The 19,687-nt window shown below is 40.3% G+C and carries 16 protein-coding genes and 1 pseudogene; 4 read left to right on the forward strand and 13 right to left on the reverse strand.

The genetic code is table 11. The features are described from left to right. Window positions 1–114: 114 nt before the first annotated feature. Both V7K30_RS07600 and V7K30_RS07605 read right to left on the reverse strand, forming a co-directional pair. On the reverse strand, window positions 115–1,266 hold the full coding sequence (locus V7K30_RS07600) for an S-layer homology domain-containing protein (RefSeq protein ID WP_334998500.1): 1,152 nt from the start codon (window positions 1,264–1,266) through the stop codon (window positions 115–117). A 135-nt stretch (window positions 1,267–1,401) separates the two neighbouring features. Beyond that, window positions 1,402–1,515, reverse strand: a pseudogene (locus V7K30_RS07605) (Uma2 family endonuclease); the annotation flags it as partial. Between the two features lie 282 nt (window positions 1,516–1,797). Here V7K30_RS07605 and V7K30_RS07610 point away from each other — a divergent pair. After that, on the forward strand, window positions 1,798–3,156 hold the full coding sequence (locus V7K30_RS07610; RefSeq protein ID WP_334998501.1) for a sensor histidine kinase: 1,359 nt from the start codon (window positions 1,798–1,800) through the stop codon (window positions 3,154–3,156). A 47-nt stretch (window positions 3,157–3,203) separates the two neighbouring features. On the opposite strand, the gene V7K30_RS07615 is transcribed toward V7K30_RS07610, so the two are convergent. From V7K30_RS07615 to V7K30_RS07625, 3 genes are all read right to left on the reverse strand, one after another. Further along, window positions 3,204–4,274, reverse strand: coding sequence for a sensor histidine kinase (locus V7K30_RS07615; protein WP_334998502.1), 1,071 nt, complete (start codon window positions 4,272–4,274; stop codon window positions 3,204–3,206). A gap of 7 nt (window positions 4,275–4,281) precedes the next feature. Next, window positions 4,282–5,439, reverse strand: a complete 1,158-nt coding sequence (locus V7K30_RS07620) for an FIST signal transduction protein (RefSeq protein ID WP_334998518.1) — start codon at window positions 5,437–5,439, stop codon at window positions 4,282–4,284. 329 nt (window positions 5,440–5,768) lie between these two features. Beyond that, complete coding sequence (locus V7K30_RS07625) at window positions 5,769–7,256, reverse strand: glycosyl hydrolase family 57 (protein ID WP_334998503.1); 1,488 nt, start codon at window positions 7,254–7,256, stop codon at window positions 5,769–5,771. 658 nt (window positions 7,257–7,914) lie between these two features. On the opposite strand from V7K30_RS07625, the gene V7K30_RS07630 reads away from it, so the two are divergent. Together V7K30_RS07630 and V7K30_RS07635 are read left to right on the forward strand one after the other, a co-directional pair. After that, complete coding sequence (locus V7K30_RS07630; protein ID WP_334998504.1) at window positions 7,915–9,156, forward strand: ScyD/ScyE family protein; 1,242 nt, start codon at window positions 7,915–7,917, stop codon at window positions 9,154–9,156. Window positions 9,157–9,189: 33 nt separating this feature from the next. Then, window positions 9,190–9,315 carry a hypothetical protein gene (locus V7K30_RS07635; protein ID WP_334998505.1) on the forward strand — a complete coding sequence of 42 codons (126 nt, stop codon included), beginning with the start codon at window positions 9,190–9,192 and terminating at the stop codon, window positions 9,313–9,315. Between the two features lie 15 nt (window positions 9,316–9,330). Here the strand turns inward: V7K30_RS07635 and V7K30_RS07640 are convergent, their stop codons facing one another. The 7 genes from V7K30_RS07640 to V7K30_RS07670 form a co-directional block, all read right to left on the reverse strand. Further along, entirely contained in the window at window positions 9,331–10,206 is an 876-nt protein-coding gene (locus V7K30_RS07640; RefSeq protein WP_334998506.1) for an SDR family NAD(P)-dependent oxidoreductase, read from the reverse strand. An 882-nt stretch (window positions 10,207–11,088) separates the two neighbouring features. After that, window positions 11,089–13,233: a peptidase domain-containing ABC transporter gene (locus V7K30_RS07645; RefSeq protein WP_334998507.1), complete on the reverse strand. Its 2,145-nt coding sequence runs from the start codon at window positions 13,231–13,233 to the stop codon at window positions 11,089–11,091. A 104-nt stretch (window positions 13,234–13,337) separates the two neighbouring features. Continuing rightward, a complete protein-coding gene (locus V7K30_RS07650) occupies window positions 13,338–13,604 on the reverse strand; it encodes a hypothetical protein (protein ID WP_334998508.1) in 267 nt (88 codons plus the stop codon). A gap of 894 nt (window positions 13,605–14,498) precedes the next feature. Beyond that, window positions 14,499–14,798 (reverse strand): hypothetical protein, encoded by a 300-nt coding sequence (locus V7K30_RS07655; RefSeq protein WP_334998509.1) that lies wholly within the window; start codon window positions 14,796–14,798, stop codon window positions 14,499–14,501. Window positions 14,799–14,982: 184 nt separating this feature from the next. Continuing rightward, entirely contained in the window at window positions 14,983–15,285 is a 303-nt protein-coding gene (locus V7K30_RS07660) for a hypothetical protein (protein ID WP_334998510.1), read from the reverse strand. Window positions 15,286–15,471: 186 nt separating this feature from the next. Beyond that, the gene (locus V7K30_RS07665) at window positions 15,472–15,756 is read right to left on the reverse strand and encodes a hypothetical protein (protein WP_334998511.1); all 285 of its coding nucleotides are present in this window, start codon (window positions 15,754–15,756) and stop codon (window positions 15,472–15,474) included. A gap of 184 nt (window positions 15,757–15,940) precedes the next feature. Continuing rightward, window positions 15,941–16,267, reverse strand: a complete 327-nt coding sequence (locus V7K30_RS07670) for a hypothetical protein (RefSeq protein ID WP_334998512.1) — start codon at window positions 16,265–16,267, stop codon at window positions 15,941–15,943. A gap of 908 nt (window positions 16,268–17,175) precedes the next feature. Between V7K30_RS07670 and V7K30_RS07675 the strand changes: the two genes are divergently transcribed. After that, window positions 17,176–18,510: an HlyD family efflux transporter periplasmic adaptor subunit gene (locus V7K30_RS07675; protein ID WP_334998513.1), complete on the forward strand. Its 1,335-nt coding sequence runs from the start codon at window positions 17,176–17,178 to the stop codon at window positions 18,508–18,510. Between the two features lie 87 nt (window positions 18,511–18,597). On the opposite strand, the gene V7K30_RS07680 is transcribed toward V7K30_RS07675, so the two are convergent. Next, window positions 18,598–19,410 carry a hypothetical protein gene (locus tag V7K30_RS07680; RefSeq protein ID WP_334998514.1) on the reverse strand — a complete coding sequence of 271 codons (813 nt, stop codon included), beginning with the start codon at window positions 19,408–19,410 and terminating at the stop codon, window positions 18,598–18,600. Window positions 19,411–19,687 lie beyond the last annotated feature (277 nt).

A 19,687-nucleotide genomic window follows, 5' to 3' on the forward strand; every position in this document is an offset into this window, starting at 1 on the left:
AGGAGACGCTACATGTAGCTGGCTCCAGTGTAGAAGTACGCTCTAATTCCAAATCACCGAAGTCTGATTGCCGGGAGTCGGCGATCAGACTTCTGTCAAAATTCCCTACAAAGTTCATTGAGACGAACCTCCGGCGGACAAATTACCCTTTGGGTTCGGTTTTGGAGTTTGCGAAAGTTCTGGAGATATTTTGGGTGTTCGCACAATGTTTTCAGATTGGATTCCCTGCAACTTGCCCCGTTTTACTAAAGCTTGATGAATCATCGCCGCAACTTCAGCCCGACTAGCTACTTTGTTGGGAGCAAGAATTTGTGGATTTGGATAGTTAACTACCAGACCATTGGCTGTAGCAGCGGCTATTTTGCTGCTAGCATAGGTTGGAATATCTTTAGCATCTTTATAGACACTTAATATCTGATTTGGGGAAGTGGGTGCTTTCAAATTCAACCCACTAACAAGGGCAACTAAAACTTGCACTCGCGAAATATTTTGTTGTGGTTTGAAGCTTTTTTTCGGGTAGCCTTTGAGAAATCCGGCACTGATGGCTTGGTCAATTGCTGGAGTTGCCCAGAATTTTGCTGGTACATCTTGAAATGCGATCGCAGTCTTAGACGGTTCTTGGTCAAAGGCTTTTTGCAGTATGGCAGCAAATTCGGCGCGGTTTACAGGCTGATTTGGTCTAAAAGAATAATCAGGAAACCCCTTGAGAATACCACGGGAAGAAAGAACATCTATAAAACGCCGACCCCAGAAGCTAGTCGGTACATCGTTAAATGCAATTGGCGGCGGAATAATGGATTTTTGTTTTGCTGGAGTTACTAAAGGCAATGCTGATGATGTAATTGATGACTCCAGTCCTGCTGAAGAGGATACAGGTGTCTGTGGTTGTGGAGATTGAGTTGGGATTACCTGAACAGATGGCAACACTGCGCCGTAAGGAGTTGCGCTGTTAGTTGGGAATGAAGGTGTCTTGGGTTCAACAACAGCCTCAGGTGGAGATGACGGTAAAACATTAAATCTAGGGACTGCATTTGGTTCTACCTTGGGAGTAGGGGAGGGCAATACTTGATTTGGTTGAACACTAGGAGACGGAGTGGAAGAAGCCGACAGCAGCCCGTTTAAGTTCCAGCTAGAATCCCTGCGGGACAATGACCAAAAAAGAATCGCTCCAATAGTGGTGAAGGCAACCAGAATGGCTATAAATTCATCAAAGCCAAGGGCAGTTCTTTGGGATGACTCCGGTTCGGAAGGAGGTCTATTTGTCATCGTGATTACCCTGGTAGCAGTAAAATTTGTGTCTAAACAAATTAAGCCACAGATGACTCTTTTACACCACCCCTTTTTAATTCGTAATACTCGCCTCCGGCGAGAAGCAAGCTACGTAATTCGTAATTCATAGCAACATAATTTATCTTCAGGATTTAATTGCTTGAGGACGGGTGTAATCGAGTCAGTTAGTAGGAGGCTTTGGGGATGCTCTTGCCAGTTTTTGCCTCTGGCACGCTCCGCGAACACAAACGTCTTTGTAAAGGTTGTTTTTAGTTTAGCTTGCGATCGCTCTTGCCAGTAATCGTGAAAGCCAAGTTTAGACTTCACTTTAGCAATTTTAGGGTGCGGGGTAAAAGAGGCGACGCCGAACAGGCCGTCGTAGACATCGCTTATTCCCACAACCGCCTCAGAATAAATAGCTGTACTAGTTCGACTAGATACCCAAACCTAAACCAAATTTAGAGGGTGACAGAATGTAAAATATTAACTTATTGTTTACCTAAATCTTTGTAAAAATCAGGGTGTCTAGTGTCAGAAGAATTCAGTTCCCAAATCTTACCGCCATTTGTGTCTGTTGGTAGCGATCGCGATCTCGATTTAGAGTCAACCCTCCAAGAGCTACCAATGTACAACTTCCCAGTGGAAATCAACCGCACTGGTATGGAAGTGGCTAATTTTTTGGAAAAATATCCCCTGCTACCGGGAGTGATTTTGGTAGAACAGGGACAGTTTATTGGAATGATTTCGCGGCGACGACTGCTGGAATTTTTGATTCGCCCCTATGGACAAGAGTTATTTGTTCAGCAACCATTAGCCGTTCTCTACAGCTATGCGCGGATACCGATGTTGCTGCTTGCTGATACAACATCGATTTTAACTGCGATGCAACTTAGCTTAAAGCGATCGCCAGAATTATTAGCAGAACCAATTGTAGTACAAACAGAATCTGGCACTTATAGATTGTTAGATGTCCAAGAATTGAATATTATTTCTTGGCAAATTAGAGGAATCGACAATCTGGTGCGGTATGAACGCAGCCAAGCCCAAATGATTCAAAATGATAAAATGGCAAATCTGGGGCGTTTGGTAGACGGCATAGCGCACGAAATTTTAGACCCCGTGGGTTTTATTTGGGGTAACATAATTTATGTTTCAAACTACAGCCAAGATTTACTCAAACTGATAGCGGCTTATGATCAAGAGCTACCATCAGTGTCCCAGGCAATTAATCAGATTAAAGAAGAGATTGAATTTGATTTTTTAGAACAAGATTTGTCGCGATCGCTTGCTAGTATCCGCACTGGAGCAGAAAGATTAAAAAAACTTGTCACCAGCTTACAAAACTTCTGTCATATCGATGAACTTTATCCTAAACCAGTAGATTTACACGCCTGCATAGATAGTATTATTTTACTAATTAATAGCCGTCTTCAAGGAGAAATTGAAATCGTCAAATACTACGGTCAATTACCTCCAGTGTATTGCTTTATGGGGCAAGTAAATCAGGTTTTAATGAATATTTTCAGCGAAGTTGTGGATACTTTACTCAATGAAGCAGTGCGACAGCAGTTGCATTTAGATGATGCAAAGACTGTTCAAAAACCTCGAATTGAGATTACGACAGAAGTTATTTCGCAAGAAGCAAGCAACCCAGATGCACCAGATTCTCGCTGGATATTAATTCGCATTGCTGACAATGGTTTTGGAATGTCTCAAGAATTGCAACAGCAAATTATGGAGTCTTTTTCTCTTGAAACCAAGAATAGTAAAAATACTAGTTTAGCAGTAAGTTATCGAATTATCACCGTGAGACATGGCGGAAAATTGAGTTTTCATTCACAGATTGGTATAGGTACAAAATTTGAAATTTTATTGCCTTTAGTTTGATGGAATTATGAATTATGAATATCTATCATAACGTTGTGTTAGATTATTTACGAAACTTGCTGCTGGATAGGAATTTTAACCATAAACTCCGTTCCTTTTCCAGGTGTTGAGAAAAGTTCTAACTTGCCGTCATGTTTTTCCGTGATGATTTGATAGCTAATAGCCATTCCCATTCCTGTTCCCTTACCGACAGGTTTTGTTGTAAAGAAGGGATTGAAAATCTGTTTTTGAATCGATTCGGGAATCCCAGATCCATTGTCAGCGATCGCAATTTTTACCCATTGCGAATCAACGACAGAGGTACGAATAGTGATGTGACTGGGATTATTTCGGATTTGCTGATAAGTTCGTTTGGCATTGAATTCTTCCAGGGCATCAAGCGCATTTACTAGAATGTTCATAAACACCTGGTTGATTTGTCCAGCGTAGCATTCTACATTGGATAAATTACCGTAATCTTTGATGACCTGAATTTCTGGGCTTTTATTAGTGGCTTTGAAGCGGTGCTGCAAAATCATCAAAGTATTGTCGATGCCTTCATGAATATCTACGGCTTTGAACTCACTTTCATCTAGGCGGGAAAAGTTACGCAGTGATAGCACAATATCCCGAATACGTTCCGTCCCGATATTCATTGAGTTCAATACCATAATCGCATCTTTTTCTAGAAACTCTAAATCGACGGTTTTGCGTTCGGTTTGAATTTCAGCAGGTGGATTGGGGAAATGACGGTGATAAAGCTGGACCAGTCGTAGTAAGTCATGAGTGTATTGGCTGATATAGTTGAGATTTCCGTAAATAAAGCTAACGGGATTATTGATTTCGTGAGCAATGCCTGCCACCATTTGACCCAGGGCAGACATCTTTTCGCTTTGAATCATTTGAGCTTGCATTTTATGCAAACTATCTAACGTATTTTCTAACTTTTGGCCTCTGTGCTGCAAATCTGTCCGAGAATCTTCTAACTCACAAATGACTTTCTTCAGTAAAAATTCCTTTGTGCAAATGTCAGTTTCTAGCTGGCGGCGTTCAGATTCGCAGCGTTCCAGCTTTTTCCGCAAGATACGGTTTGTCTTTTCTAACTCTTGAATCTGTATGGAATTGTCTTGGTTATCCATACACCACTCATTTTGTTCCCATTAGCAGTGTGACAAAGGTTTTGTTATGAAATTGCGTTTGACCTCCCCTCACCAAAGGGGCAATTTCACCATAAGCGTAGAAACCACAACAAGGTAATGCCTTTGGTAAATGAGTTTTGACAAGCTGATACTCAAGTCTTGTGAGAGTTCCCAGAATTCGCCGACGGGCTGCACAGGAAATAAGTAACGCTGCTGTTGGCTCCACACCGGGATAATCGGCAAGAGCATTCTTCAAGGATGTCTCAGAAGCTGACAGAATATTATCACGAGTTGCATCAGTAATTTGTACAACTGCCTGTTCAGGAATATCAGAGAAGAACGTCATGCTACCAGATTGTTGATCGTAGCCATTGGGTGCCCGCATATAAAAATGGTCTTGATCCTCAAAAACTGCTAGAGCATGGATGGCATAGTTGGACGCAAATTTTTCTTCACCGAGATAGTGCTGGTAGAAATCTAAGGCACGCTGTCCATCAATTTCATAGACTACGTTGCCATTAACTTTAGTTACACGGCTACGTTGACTGATAGGAGTCCAACCACTGGCAACTCCGTGGGAAAATAGTATTTGTCCAGAGAACAGCAGCACTGGAACTGAATCACTCAATACTTCACCCTGGAAGAATTGGTAGGTTTTGTCAAAGGTATAGTCATCGGCAGCCATTCCCCCAATAATGGGAATATGCTCTCCCAGGCTTTCTTTTAAACCCTCTAAAATTAAGACCCCGTTGCTTGTCAGACTATCGGGAAAGGTGAGGCACAATTGTGGTAAGGATGCACTCTTTGCCTTGGCTTGGGCGATCGCTTCTTGGGCTGCAAGGGCTGGATTTTTGGATATTCCTCGGCCAATACCTGAGTGAATTTCCACTTCATCGCTCGCAAACAACATTAAGGTTAGAGAATCTTGCTGAAACTCCAGAATTGAAGAGATTTCTCCATTTGTAGTTCCGCCAATCAACTCAATTCCGGGGAAAGCATCCTGGATGCGTTGCAAAATTAACGCATGGTCAAAATCTATAGCAGTGAATAAAAGTCCAGCTTGAGGAAATGAGCCAGCAAGTGAATGGCTACATTCTTGAAGAACTTCAGCGATCGCATTTTGAGAATCAGGATCGTCGCTATGACCAACAACAACTCGAAACACAACTACCTCATTGTAAGTTTGAATACCAGATAGCTGATCCAATTCGGATATCAGCACCTAGCAACCTACACTTAGACTTCCCACTTACTTGAACTAAATCTCAATTCACCTGACTTTTTATTTTCCGTCTCAAGGACGATTCACAAAAACTCCATGAAAAATTTTGGGAGCAAACTTCCGCCAGAGGCAGGGCGAAAGTCATTCGCGGCTACACAAACATAGACGCGGAGCGGCTACCCTACGGGTAGCCCTAAGAGAAAATCAAGCTTTGATAACCCAGGTCGGTGGGTAAAGCCTCGTGTAGACGCGCTTTCTAACCGCCCTTTTCACTACAATAAATTTTCGCCACGTTGATAAATTTCCCGCGCGTAATCAGTCCAAGCGCCTTGTCCCCAATAACGAAAACAACTGGTTTGCAGCAAAAGGTTATGTAGAAGAACGTTACGGTATTCAGATTGTCTAGTGATCGGTTCTGCTGAATCAGTTTGCAGTAATGGATCAAATTTCTGATGAAATAAACTGCTTAATTGATACATGGGAGACAACACATTTTCATATCCTTTTACCCAACTGATATGATTTGTCCATGAGGCTCCATCCAGATGAAAATTGGAGTTTATTTGCTTTAATTCTTGAATCGCATTCTCTACAGCATCCGGTTGGGAATTGTCTGCTGAAACTCGCTCCCAAATCTGATATTGTCCCACTGGCTGACAAGCTGGATAGTCTTCAGGTTTGCATCCAGCAGCTTCGATTAATTCTAAATATTCTGTACCACACATCCCAACAACACCTGATTTTCCTCCCCCATTATTTACCATATCCCACCAAGCTTGTTTAAAAGCGCTAGGAAATTCATTCATCATCACGCCGCCATTTTCACCATCTCCAATTTGGCTAACTATTGGTGGCACAAAGACACTGCCAATTTGTTGTTTTGATAAGGTTTTCGCTTCATAATAAGGCTGCATCTGTGCGACTAACTTAGTATCCGAACCTTGGGTTTTAATTAAGGCTGTAATGCTAATTGTTTCGCCTTGAGAATTACGGGCAATCAGACGATGTGGTAAATGTTTGTGGATAAGAGATTGACCGCTAATTGTTTCTACAGAATGTTCTTGAACGAGTAGCCAGCGATATCCACATTCTTTCAGCGCTTTCACAAATTCAAAGAGAGCATCAGGGTGATTTGGGAGGTGCATTTCTGGGGGCGAAAATCCTTTGACTCGCGCTAGTGCTTCCCAGCCAAAAATTGCCGCAAAGTGATGTTGCCATGCGATGATATGCAATTTAATATCTGCTATGGGTGTGGAAGGAATAACTGCATGACCCCACATTGTACCCAGCCATTCTACATAAGGTTGGTAGGTGCGATCGCAAGTAATCCGTTTAAGATTATCGAGAACATCACCGCGTCCCATTTGCCGCAGTCCCCACAAAAGATTACCTGAGTAATCCAACATCACACGGGGATTGCAACCTTGATTTACGAGTTCGGGGATCAAGTCTCCCATGCGGCTGTAACAATATGTAAAAGGATCTGCATTGTGGTTATCCCCCTCGTTGGGATGTTCAAACATATATTGCAGATTGCTGATGAGTGTACCACCATTTCCAGCAGGTATAGTTGGCTGGTGCATGTGTAAGGCGATCGCAAACACAGCATTTACATCTTCTAAGCGGATATTTGTTGTTGGTAAAAATACTGGTTGATCATCGTTAACTACAGAGAGAACCTCTGTTTCCCAACCAGAAATATTCGGTAAGCCATCAATGATTTCGGGCAAAGGAGTGAGAGTTGTGGGGAAGGAAAGCATTTCTGGCTGCTCCGAAACAAGGTATGTCTAATTATGCGATCGCACAGCAATTTTTGATCTGTAACTTTATTTATCGATCCAAACTGCGATCGTCTTGTAGTCCCGCAAAATCTTTGTAAGTCAACAGTTTGGATATCCGACTTGTGTGGTAAGTGTTTGAAAATATACAGCAATCCTATTTGATTTCGTTGGTAGGGACGTACAAATGTACGTCCCTACAGCCGATTCATGTGTTGCAAAGATTTTTGGAAATGGTATGATACAACTCAAAATTAAGAAATTCAGATTTCATCTGGGTTTCTGGATTTGAATCTGTTGCCCTCTTTTAGAGAATTGGTATAAGTCCTAACCAATTAAAAAATTCTCAAACTTCTCTAATTAGCCAATCTTGCAACAAATAAATTTGTCTATAAATTTATAACTCAGTCTGTACAAGGGTTTTAAAGGTTGACTATATATCTTTATTCAACGTTGCAATAAGGGTTTTGCATAGTTGATGATAGTTTGGAGATAAAAAATAGAATTTTCAAATTTTGAGCGTTAACACGATTTATTATGCTGTAAAATCCGCAGAAACCATATATGGTAAATATTAGGATTTATCAAGATAAAATTTTATATTCTATCTTTACGCAAATTTAATTTTAGGACTGGTCTAATGAAACTAAAGCAATTTGGGATTACATTTTTGAGTGTTTGTATTGCTGCTTTTTCGGGAATGAAAGCAGCAGAGGCGGCATCCTTTTCGGTAATTGCCGATGGTCTTAATAATCCACGGGGTCTAACTTTTGGCCCTGATGGAAGTCTCTACGTCACAGAGGCAGGAACAGGTGGAAGTGGAGCTTGTGTTCCTTCTCCGAGCGTTGAAAACCAATCTTTATGTTATGGCACAACTGGTGCAGTGACAAAAATTGGAAATGGTACGCAAGAACGTGTACTTACAGGACTTCCTTCTTTAGCATTACCAGATGGTACTGATACTTCTGGGCCTCAAGATATCAAATTTGATGCTACTGGCAAGCCTTATATTACGATTGGGTATGGTTCAAATCCCACATTTCGCGCCACATTAGGTAACACTGATTTAGGAAAAATCATCACTGCTAATTTCAATACAAATTCCTGGACTAGTGTTGCTGATTTAGCTAATTATGAACTTGCAAATAATCCTGACAAAGGCGATCTAATTAGCAATCCCTTCTCTCTTCTTTTAGATGGAAATAATATTGTTGCAGTTGATACTGGTGCTAATGAGTTACTCCGTGTAGGTACTGATGGGAGTAATTTAAATGCGATCGCCACAATTCCTCGGCAGACATTAACTAATCCAGTTTTTCCCTCTGGTGCATCGTCATCGCCATTTGAAATCCAAGCAGTACCCACAAATATCGCCAAAGGCCCAGATGGCGCTTATTATATTAGCCAATTAACTGGTTTTCCTTTTCCAGAAGGTGCAGCAAAAATCTACCGAGTTGGTTCTGATGGTCAACCAACAGTCTATACCGATGGCTTTACCCAACTTACGGACTTAGCTTTTGATCCTGAGGGTAATTTGTATGCTTTGCAGTACGCTAATCAGTCACTCTGGAAAGGTAATTTAGATGGTTCTGTGATTAAAATAGCGACCGATGGAACTCGCACAACTATTCTTAGTGGCAATGGACTAGAGTCTCCTACTGCTTTGACTATTGGTGCTGATGATGCTATTTACGTGACAAACCGAGGCGATCGCCCTGGACTTGGACAAGTTATCAAAATTGAGAATCCCAAGTCTGTTCCTGAATCTAGTTCTAGTTTCAGCTTATTAGCGCTTCTTGGCACCGTGAGTGTTACTTTGTTGTACAAGGGTAAAGCCAAAGGATTTAAGGGACTTGCAGAAAATAAATTATTCCCTAAATAAAAATGATCTGAATTTGATGTCTATTTAGAAAAAATGCGAGTTGGTGGAGAAGATTTTGATATTCCTGTCCATGTGGGACAGGAACTCTCAGAAGTATTACTTAATCGCCAGTCGCTCAAAAATCAGCGGTTGGTGGTAGATATACCATCAAGGTGTTAACGCTGGGATAAATAGTTATAGCGACTTGACCTGACATTGAGTTTTTCTGGACAGTAACAAATCGCCAAAACGCTGGATCTTAGCCAAAAAACTCAGTTTTTCACGAGGCTGTTGTCTTCTTGGGGCTGGCGGAGTTGCTACTCGTAAAATTAACTCTAACAACCAAGGGGCGAGGCGTTGACACAACACGGCTAAATGACTTTGCCATCCCACTAAAATTTCTGGTGAATCATTTTGCATTCCGGTGACGAGTGCTTTAGCCACTTGTTGGGGAGTCATGGGGATCACCCAGCGAAATAATTTTAAGTCGCGCACCATGTCTGTGTCTGTGAGGGAAGGCAGTAATGCGATCACCCGAATATTATGTTCAGCTAGTTCCTGGCGCAAGGCTTGGGTAAACCCTAAGATGGCAAACTTGGTAGCTGAGTAAGTCGCCATCGTTGGTGCAGCAACTTTCCCCATCAGACTCGACACATTGACAATTGTGCCTTGCTTTTGGCTGGCCATGCGTCGAGCTATCAGACTAGTGAGGTTGTACATTCCTAACAAGTTCACAGAGAGTTCTTCTTGAACTTGGGGCAGTTTAGATTGCAAAAATGAGCTTTGGTATGCGACTCCCGCACAATTAACCAACAGGTGAATCTGTCCGTAATTGCGCCATAGTTGGGCAACAGCGATATTCACTTCAATTGTCTGCGTTAAATCTAATGCCACGATCGCAGTTTCTGTGCCCATCGCCTCAATTTCGTTAGCTACCTCGACTAACTTTTGGCGATCGCGTGCTACCAATATCAGCCGCTTGATGCCTTGTTGCGCTAGTTCGAGAGCGATCGCTCGTCCAATACCACGGGAAGCCCCTGTAATTAGGGCTACTTTGCCTTGAATATCCATTGGTTTTATCCTCCAAAATTTAAGTCTTACCAAACTCTTAGGGACTTGCTGACCGACACAATCAAGAGCTACTCGCTTGTCGGCACAAGGTAAGACAAATAATCAATTGCAATTGAAATAAAACTGAAACTAAGCCTTTAGCAACGAGATATTTCTTGGTTAATCTGCAATCCCTCATAATTGTCTATACGAGGCAGAAATTTCTCGTTTTTAACCCGTCAAAACCTAAAATACTTGGCTGAATGCATGTAGCTCATAGATTTATACTTCTCCTAGATCCGAGCGCTCATCAGCATCGCTGTCATACACACGTTAGCAATTAAATCAAGGTATTGCAATATTCTTTAATCAGAATTTCTTAATACTTGTTAACACAAGCATATATATGGAAAAGATTTTATTAAATAAGTTTTTATGAATACCTCAGTATAAATATCTCAATTTCCTGACAATTAAGCCCTGTTTTGGGAAATTTTGATATCTAAGTCATAGCTAAGAAACAAAAAAGACATATAGGTTTTGGTTTGTGGTTGCAACACTTAGGTTTTCCAGGTATTCTACCGAATTGGCTCAGTATATTTACTGACTTACTTAAAAGTAAGGTTTCTGTTTTCTTTTTTTTAAATAATAGAAGAGAGTTAAATTATTGTCCCTAATGCAAATTACAACGGCATATTTATCTGCCTAAACTTTAGGACAAATGGTAATTTGTTTGGCTTTAGCTTTGAGTTCATCAAAGAAATGCTTGAGACTTGCCTGGTGTATGGCAAACTTAAATCATTTATAAACAACAAGATCCCCGACTTCTCTAAGAAGTCGGGGATCTAAAGCTTTCAATCTTCACAAATCAAATAAGATTGCTTTAGTTAAAACTGTGAGTAATTAAGGGGTTAAAAAGTCTAAATGGTTTCCTGGTTGGGCACGCAAATCTTCTACTGTCCCCTGAATTTGTAACTTGCCTTGATTTAGTAGCACGATCCAATCAGCACGGGTGATTACTCTAGGACGGTGGCTAATCAGGATCGTGGTTTTACCTTTGCGCTGGAACAACAGTTGATCTAAAACTTGAGCTTCACTAACTGGATCGAGTCCAGCAGTTGATTCATCTAAAATCAGGACTGGTGGATCGTTAACGATAGCTCTTGCTAAAGCCAGTCTTTGGCGTTGTCCACCAGAAATATTTGACCCAAATTCACCTAATACAGTTTGATATTTTTCAGGTAGTTTACTAATAAAATCGTCTGCCTCAGCAATTTGGCAAGCGTTGACAATTTGATCAAAGGTGACGTGAGGAGAACCTAAGCGGAAGTTTTCAATAATTGAGCGACTCCAAAAATGAGCATCTTGAGGAACGAGAACAACTTGTTGCCGCAAACAATCAAGGGCTAAGTCTTGCAGATTATAAATACCAATACGAATGTTGCCAGAATTAGGTGTATATAATCCGGCAATCAATTTGGCGAGAGAACTTTTTCCACAGCCGGATGTACCAATTAGGGCAACAACTTTACCGCCAGGAATCGTGAGGGAAAAATCTTCCAGTAGCTCTAGCCTGCCGGCATAGTGAAAGTTTAGGTTTGTACAAATAATATCTGCATTACTAGGAATTTTAGCAAAGGGTTTGCTAGTATCGCCTTGATTTTCAGGTGTGGAATCGATAACTTCTGTTAAGCGTTCCGTGGCAGTTTTGGCACGCATGAATTCATCTATAAATCCAAGCACAGCACCGATGAATGCCAAAAAATTCCCATTCATCCCATTAAATGCCAGCAGTTGACCGATACTGAGTTCCCTACTAATAACTAGGGTGCTGCCAAAACCAATCAAACTAACGCTGCCAACAGCAAAAACTAACCCAGAAAAGATGTTGTTAATAATTCCAATCTGAATTGTGCGAAATGTTTGGTTTGATAACCGACCAAATCTGTTCTGAAATTCTTCCCAAAATTGAGGAGCAGCAGTAGTAGTTTTGAGTGTCAGCGCTCCTTTAAAGCTTTCAACGAGAATACCCTGATTTTCTGCATCTAAGACCAATATACTTCTGATTTTTTGTTGAAGTGTAGGCAGGAAAACCACCGTAGATAAACTCATGACAATCGCAACAACGACGGCAACAAAGGTGAGTTTCCAGCTATAGAACACCATGAAACCCAAAGAAATCAGTCCGATAAACAAGCTGCTAGGTAGACTGATAACTGCTTGAGAAACTAGCTGATTAATTTGTTGAATATCTTGCAATCTGCTAACAATCTCGCCACTGCGACGTGATTCATAGTAAGCCAGAGGCAACCGTAAGATTGTCCTGGCAAATTCCAGAACTAGCCCTAACTCAAGCCGTTGGGCAAAATGGGCAATCAGGTTAGATTGAACTAGTTGCAAACTACTTGACACCAAATTCATCACCACAACCGCAATAATCACACCACCAAGAAGCTTGGTATCACCTCGAACTAGTACATCATCCGTTAGAATTTGAAGCAGAAAAGGAGACGTTAACGAAAGTAGACCGATAAATATAGCACAGAGAAAAGCCTCGAATATTATGTCTCCATAAGGCAATGCACGCCGCGCAAAGCGCCAAAGACCGTTGACTTTATCATCCGGTTGAGCATAAAAGCGAACCGAATCTGGCTCTAGTAAAAGCATGACTTGATCTGACCAAGCCTCCATTAATTCTTTTCTAGAGACATAACGGATGTTAAAGGCTGGGTCAGCAATTATATATTTTTTGCCTTTTTGACCATACAAAACAACCCAGTGGTAGCCTTTCCAGTGAATGATTGCTGGCAGTGGTGCTTGGTTCATTCGGTCTAATATTTCTTTTGATGCCCTGACCGAACGCGCATTGAAACCAAGTGCCTCAGCTCCCCGCCTCAATCCCAACAAGGTTGTTCCAAGTTGCCCGGTGCCTACCGCTTCCCGGATGCGATTTAGTGTAAAGTTACGCCGATAATGTTTGGCAATGGAAGCAAGACAAGCAGCTCCACAATCTTCTTCACTATGTTGTGCAACAACTTGGTATTTCATTTTATACTCCAGTACCCAATAACATTGTGACAAAACCCAAAAAAATAGCAGGGTTTGGCCCCTGCGTGGTTAAAAATTTTACCAACAGTTTAATTTTACTATCATTACCAATCAAAACCTAGTAAGGAGAATAGGTTTTTAAATATTCCTAAGTCTGGAATTTTTCCTTGTTTGGTAATTTTCACAACTTTTGTAGTTGATGTTGATTGAACTGTTTGTTTCTTTACTCCTGGTTTCCCAGCTGCTCCCTTGACTTTAACAACATGATTATAAACCCCATGAGAAACTACCAGGCTCTCACCACCACACAGCCTTGCTTCTTCAGTTTCCGTCAGGGACATAAACATTGAGGAGATTTGAGTGCTTTTCATGATTCTAGTTAACCTCAGGTGCTAATTATGAGTTTTGAACTTTATACTAAAGCTGCTTTCACTCAAGATAACGAGAGTTAGCACGTACCAAAATGGCTATATTTTGTATAAGTAGAAAGGGATAAATAACCTACACTATGTCATTGCCAATGATACGAAAAAACCGCAAAGGATTGATTGTAATTTTTGTCACATAGTTAGGGTTATTTCCGTCAACCTACTTATCAACAGGAAAAACATGGATAATTTTGGTATGTAAACCTTTAGACAGACTTGCTTATTCGTTTGGAGTAAGTTCTGTAAAAAGAGTTTCCTTATCTTTTCCAAACTAGTAAATTGTGATCAATATCCCTCTTTAATCACTCTGGAATGAGAATAATCAAGACTAAATGCCGAAAGTCAGATTTAGCCAGGGATTTAATGATCGAATATTGATAGAAACCCCAAAACGAAGGCAAATAGCATAACCCTGAATAAAAAAGGGTTTTAGATTTTACTCTACCGAGAGTGATTAAACATGGATATGGTCGATTTCTCAAGTAGTAGCGTTTGTTTCCCTTAATATATTGCTCAAGCATGAGCAGTATATTAAGGGAAAAGCGCTACTGATAACCATATTGATGATTGCCGAATAGCAACCATCAATATAATTTCGTTAAGTTTATTGAATGAAAGTAGGTGGGTAGCAATAAACGTATGTTAGGATAAGTCCTAAGAATCAGCTAATGGCTTATAGCAATTAAGTCGATTAGCAATTTAGTCCTGTATAAAAGCAACTTCACCAGCATCAAGTGGGTAAATTGCTTAACGTGCGGCATCTCATCCGGGTAAAGACGCGGTTCAGGTGTCTTTCCGTTTACTATTACCCTTCTACTTAAATCCTCATAACCTTACCTAAGTTGATGCACCTACAGCGTTATTGGAGGTGTTGTTTGCGCCTCCACCAGCTCCACCTGAGGAGCTAATTTTAGAATTAATGATCACAACTGGCGAGTCTTTACCGCCGCCTATAGTGATAGGTCCACCAGCACCACCGGCACCGCCAGTAGCTGTTTGACTAACTGTGTTTGAAGCTTTGGCAATGCTTAAAGCTTTGAGGATAAAGCTAATATTATATATTGGGGTAACTTTGTTACCACCAGAGAGATTGACTTCTTCGTTGGGGGTTAATGCAGTAAACATTGTGCTTTCCATTATCTTAGTTCTCGGTTAGTTTGTTCGTTACAAAGAAGCTGCGCCACATAATTAGGAGCATAATAGGAACCTTGTAAAAATAACTTGAACATTTTTGATGGGGAAGTTCAGCTCACTGCTTATTCCAGATTCAATTTGTACAACTTATTTCTACATGATGCCTAAGCGCCATATAAGAGTTTACCTAGCCGGCACCTACAGCGTTATTGGAGGTGTTGCTTGCGCTTCCACCAGCTCCACCGTTTGAGGTAATTGTAGACTTAATAATCACAACAGGTGAGTCGCTGCCGCCGCCTATAGTGATAGGACCACCGGCACCGCCGGCACCGCCAGTGGCTGTTTGACTAACGCTGTTGGAAGCTTTGGTCAAGTTGAAGAAAGTTAATAAAATGCTAAGACTCTTAGTAGCTTTCTTGGGTTTTGTGTTACCACCAGAGAGATTGACTTCTTCGTTGGGGGTTAGTGCAGTAAACAATGTGCTTTCCATTATCTTAGTTCTCGGTTAGTTTGTTAGTTGCAAAGAAGCTGCGCCACATGATTAGGAGCATAATAGGAACCTTGGAAAAATAACTTGGACATTTTTGATAGGAAAGTTCAGCTCACTGCTTATTCCAGATTCAATTTGTACAACTTATTTCTACATAATGCCTAAGCGCCCCATATAAGACTTTACCTAGCCGGCACCTACAGCGTTATTGGAGGTGTTGCTTGCGCTTCCACCAGCTCCACCTGAGGAGTTAATTGTAGTGCCAATGATCACAACTGGTGAGTCGCTGCCGCCGCCGATCTTAATAGCACCACCGGCACCGCCAGCACCGCCAGTAGCTTTTTGAGTAACTTTGTTCTTCGCTACGGACTTTTGGAGGCTGAAGAAGCTAAATTTGAAAGTCGGATCGTTACCACCAGAGAGATTGGCTTCTTCGTTGGGGGTTAATGTAGTGAACAATGTGCTTTCCATTATCTTAATTCTCGGTTAGTTTGATAGTTGCAAAGAAGCTGCGCCACACAATTAGGAGCATAATAGGAGACTTGCAAAAATAACTTGAACATTTTTGATGGGGAAGTTCAGCTCATTGCTTATTCCAGATTCAATTTGTACAACTTATTTCTACATGATGCCTAAGCGCCAGAGAAGAGTTTATCTAGCCCGCACCTACAGCGTTATTGGAGGTGTTGCTTGCGCTTCCACCAGCTCCACCTGATGAGTTAACTGTAGTGCCAATGAGCACAACTGGTGAGTCTTTGCCGCTACCGCCTATAGTGATAGCACCACCGGCACCGCCCTTACCGCCAGTAGCTGTTTGACTAACTGTGTTTGAAGCTTTGGAAATCTTAGCTAAGAATAATTTGATGTCGAAAGTCGTAGTGGTACCACCAGAGAGATTGGCTTCTTCGTTGGGGGTTAATGTAGTGAACAATGTGCTTTCCATAATCGTTAGTTGTCGCTTGATTGTTGGGGTTAAAGTCACGTCACTTCAAAGTAATAGATATAAACATTTAAAGAGTATATTTAGTTACTTTTTCGTGGCTTTAAATGTATTATACGACTCTTGCTCTAAAGGTCAAGCAACTAATTTTTTAAGATATATGTATTACACATCTTCAGGAAAGATACTACATAGTTATTCTTTATACAAAATTAATTAGAAAATAAGTTCTGATTTATCAAAAAATTGCAGGCGTCAATATACATATTGATATAAATATGGCAATCTAAAAGCTGAATTTTGTCAACAAATTATAAATTAAACTTATTACGTATTAATACTGATAAAGTTACCGTATTGCCCATAATTGAAGATATAGTGCATTTGAGTAGCTATATATTTATACAGACGGCACTTAAATCACTTTATAAAACTCAAAACTTTTGTTCCGTATTTCTGAGTACGTATTTTTATGCAAGAGTCCCTGTTATCTAATTAATATATACAAAACAATTTTGAATGTATATAATTTCTTTTAATATAAAAAGGCTAAGTTTGCTTAATTATTGATTAATTGCAAAAAAGCTTTCATTCAGTATACAAATTGTTTGTAAATAAATAAAGAGGGGATAAAATTTTAGATAAAAATTATAAAGATTTAGTATTCGGACTAAAAGGCGCTAATTGTTATTTATAATTAGCTGTATATAAACCTTGTATTTACATATTAAAATGCGTATAGGCAAGGCACTATCAGTAATCAAAGCAAAAGCCTTAGCTTTGGCTCTGGAGGGCTAAAACGCCAAAATTAGGGAAGTTTTGCCAAAAAGATCATTGAAACGGAAGAAAGCTTTTATTTTTTGAATATCCCTAAATCTTGGTCGCCACGCTAACGCTAGGTAGATTTTTTTGCTAGATTATTTACACAACCAAAATGTTTTTTAGCATTCATGCTCATTGACCCCCAACCAGACTTTCTCCGTCTAGTCGAAAACGACGAATATCTTCCACCAGTCAGCATATGGACAAGGTTGGGAGGAATATTTTTAATTGGAAGTGTTGGCGCTGCCTTCGGACTTGCTAGTGTCATTCAATACAACATAATAGTCAAAGCTGATGCTACCGTCCGCCCAACCGGAGAAATACGGTTAGTGCAAGCAGCAGCCGAGGGAACAGTTATAAACATCAAGGTGAAAGAAAATCAGGTCGTGAAAAAGGGAGATACGATCGCACTCATCGACAACTCCCAATTGCAAAGTAAAAAAAGCCAAATACTCGGAAATATCCAGCAGAATCAGTTACAACGAGCGCAAATCGATGCACAACTCAAAGCACTAAAAGTTCAAATGACTGCTGAGTCGAATGGAATGCGACAGGCGATCGCATCCGCCAAAGCAGACTTCAGTCGCAACAAAAGAGACTATAAAGATAAGCAAATTACTACTCAGACAGAAGTACAAGAATTAGAAGCCTCTGTTGAATTAGCTAAACAGGAACTAAAGGGATATCAGCAGCTGGGAAATTCAGGGGCAATCGCTGATCTCGAAATTAAACAAAAAGAACAAGCTTTTAAAGCTGCTACTGCGAGACTTGAAAACGCTAAAGCTGGACTCAATCCGAGTGATGCTAATGTGGCGATCGCACAAGAACGCATTGCCCAAGAATTTACAAAGGGTGAGTCTACCCTCGCTCAATTGAACAAAGAAAAAGAGGAAACCATCAGGCGTCAAGTTGAAATCCAAAATCAAATTAGTAGCGCTCAACAAGAACTTAGACAAGTCTTTACAGAACTGCAAAAAACTGTAATTCGGACTTCAGAGGCAGGTACTATCCTCAAACTAGAATTAAGAAATGCTGGGCAAGTTGTCCGTCCTGGGGATGTGATCGCTCAAATTGCTCCCAGCAATGCCCCTTTAGTAATTAAAGCCCGTGTTGCTGCTGCTGATAGAAGTAAAGTGAAGGTGTGTAAAGTCGTAAAAGTAACAAAATGTCCAGAGGGGGAAGTACAAATGCGGCTTTCTGCCTATCCTTACCCAGATTATGGCATCCTCAAAGGTGCTGTCAGAGGTATTAGTGCCGACGCCATTACATCTCAAACTAACAGCAACGTTCCAACTCCACCTTACTATGAGGTGACTATTGAGGCAGAGAGACTTTATTTAAAAAGGGGCGATAAATCCTATCCTATTCAAGCAGGGATGGAAGTTACAGCTGAAATTATTTCCAAAAAAGAAACCCTACTGACATTTATTCTGAGAAAAGCAAGGCTGCTAACAGATTTATAGCCTCCTTCCTGTGTTCCACAGCATTGAGAACCACCATAACAATTCCAAATTCAAAATTTATGCATTGTACTCCTACGGAGAAGCAAGCTACGCGCAGCGTCTCGTAGAGAAGAGAGTTACATAAGGGGATTTAAACCCCGACTGTAACAAGATCGCGCAGGGCAACTGAGTGGAGTCGGAGCCACCAAAACTCTGAGTTAATAATTGTTTAATCTTATATTTTTCAGCAAAATTAACAAGCATATCTACCAAGGCTGTAAACAGTTCAAAAATTTTATTAACTAATTCACAGGCTTGCTTGCAAATCTCTTCTGCTAAATGCATACTTCCAATAAATTCTTTTGTTTCATAAGAGTGAACACTATGGTCATTTTCAGCAAGTAAATGAGGATTTACAAAATAAGGATACTCTCGATTAGTAAGAGCTTTTAATTCTTGAGTGACTGGTGCAGTTATTGAGAAAAAAATATTCGAGATGGATTCTATCGACTCAATAGCGACTAGCTTGTAAATGGGATTAACTTGAAAAGTTAGCCGATATAGTTCATAAATTATTTGTCTACAAATCACTATCTGATCACTCAAATTCAATTTTAAAGAGTCGGTAAAATTTAAAAATCGGTTCAAATCCAAGTCTTCTAAATCTTTTAAAAACCATATCCAATGATTCTCTTGTTCACGGATTTGTTTGTTAAAAATATATTGAATTGGGTTAACTTTTGGTTCTTCTAAGGAAACAAACTTGTTTAAATTTCCATATCCCATTATAAAAAGTGCAAAATAAGCAGCAAAAGATAATCTTTGTATAAGAGCGATGCTTTTATTTCCTAAAAACTCAAAGAAGGGTAATTGAGCAAATTTGGCTGATTCTTTTTCAATTAATGCAAACACTTTTTTCATGTTGAACTTTCACCTACAATCATTAGTTGTTTACTATTGAAGTTCGTCAAGATAGTACCTGTTTACTCTACGTTGGGCACACAAGTTTTATACAGACCCAGCCAATTATTAGCAAAAGTTCATAAAAAATCCTGTCTGATAATTGGACAGCGCAGTGTCTGTTGAGTTATCAGTTCCGGCTCATAAGTTTTATGCAGACCCAGCCAATTCTTTACAAAAGTTCATAAAAAATCCTCCCTGATAATTGGACAGTGCAGTGTCTGTTGAGTTATCAGTT

This window comes from Nostoc sp. (assembly GCF_036917655.1).
In the GTDB taxonomy this organism is placed as follows: domain Bacteria; phylum Cyanobacteriota; class Cyanobacteriia; order Cyanobacteriales; family Nostocaceae; genus Nostoc.

Coding starts and splice junctions, on each gene's coding strand:
- V7K30_RS07600 (WP_334998500.1), bottom strand. CDS start 1,266: ATGACAAATAGACCTCCTTCCGAACCGGAGTCATCCCAAAGAACTGCC.
- V7K30_RS07615 (WP_334998502.1), bottom strand. CDS start 4,274: ATGGATAACCAAGACAATTCCATACAGATTCAAGAGTTAGAAAAGACA.
- V7K30_RS07625 (WP_334998503.1), bottom strand. CDS start 7,256: ATGCTTTCCTTCCCCACAACTCTCACTCCTTTGCCCGAAATCATTGAT.
- V7K30_RS07630 (WP_334998504.1), top strand. CDS start 7,915: ATGAAACTAAAGCAATTTGGGATTACATTTTTGAGTGTTTGTATTGCT.
- V7K30_RS07635 (WP_334998505.1), top strand. CDS start 9,190: ATGCGAGTTGGTGGAGAAGATTTTGATATTCCTGTCCATGTGGGACAG.
- V7K30_RS07640 (WP_334998506.1), bottom strand. CDS start 10,206: ATGGATATTCAAGGCAAAGTAGCCCTAATTACAGGGGCTTCCCGTGGT.
- V7K30_RS07645 (WP_334998507.1), bottom strand. CDS start 13,233: ATGAAATACCAAGTTGTTGCACAACATAGTGAAGAAGATTGTGGAGCT.
- V7K30_RS07650 (WP_334998508.1), bottom strand. CDS start 13,604: ATGAAAAGCACTCAAATCTCCTCAATGTTTATGTCCCTGACGGAAACT.
- V7K30_RS07655 (WP_334998509.1), bottom strand. CDS start 14,798: ATGGAAAGCACAATGTTTACTGCATTAACCCCCAACGAAGAAGTCAAT.
- V7K30_RS07660 (WP_334998510.1), bottom strand. CDS start 15,285: ATGGAAAGCACATTGTTTACTGCACTAACCCCCAACGAAGAAGTCAAT.
- V7K30_RS07665 (WP_334998511.1), bottom strand. CDS start 15,756: ATGGAAAGCACATTGTTCACTACATTAACCCCCAACGAAGAAGCCAAT.
- V7K30_RS07675 (WP_334998513.1), top strand. CDS start 17,176: ATGCTCATTGACCCCCAACCAGACTTTCTCCGTCTAGTCGAAAACGAC.
- V7K30_RS07680 (WP_334998514.1), bottom strand. CDS start 19,410: ATGAAAAAAGTGTTTGCATTAATTGAAAAAGAATCAGCCAAATTTGCT.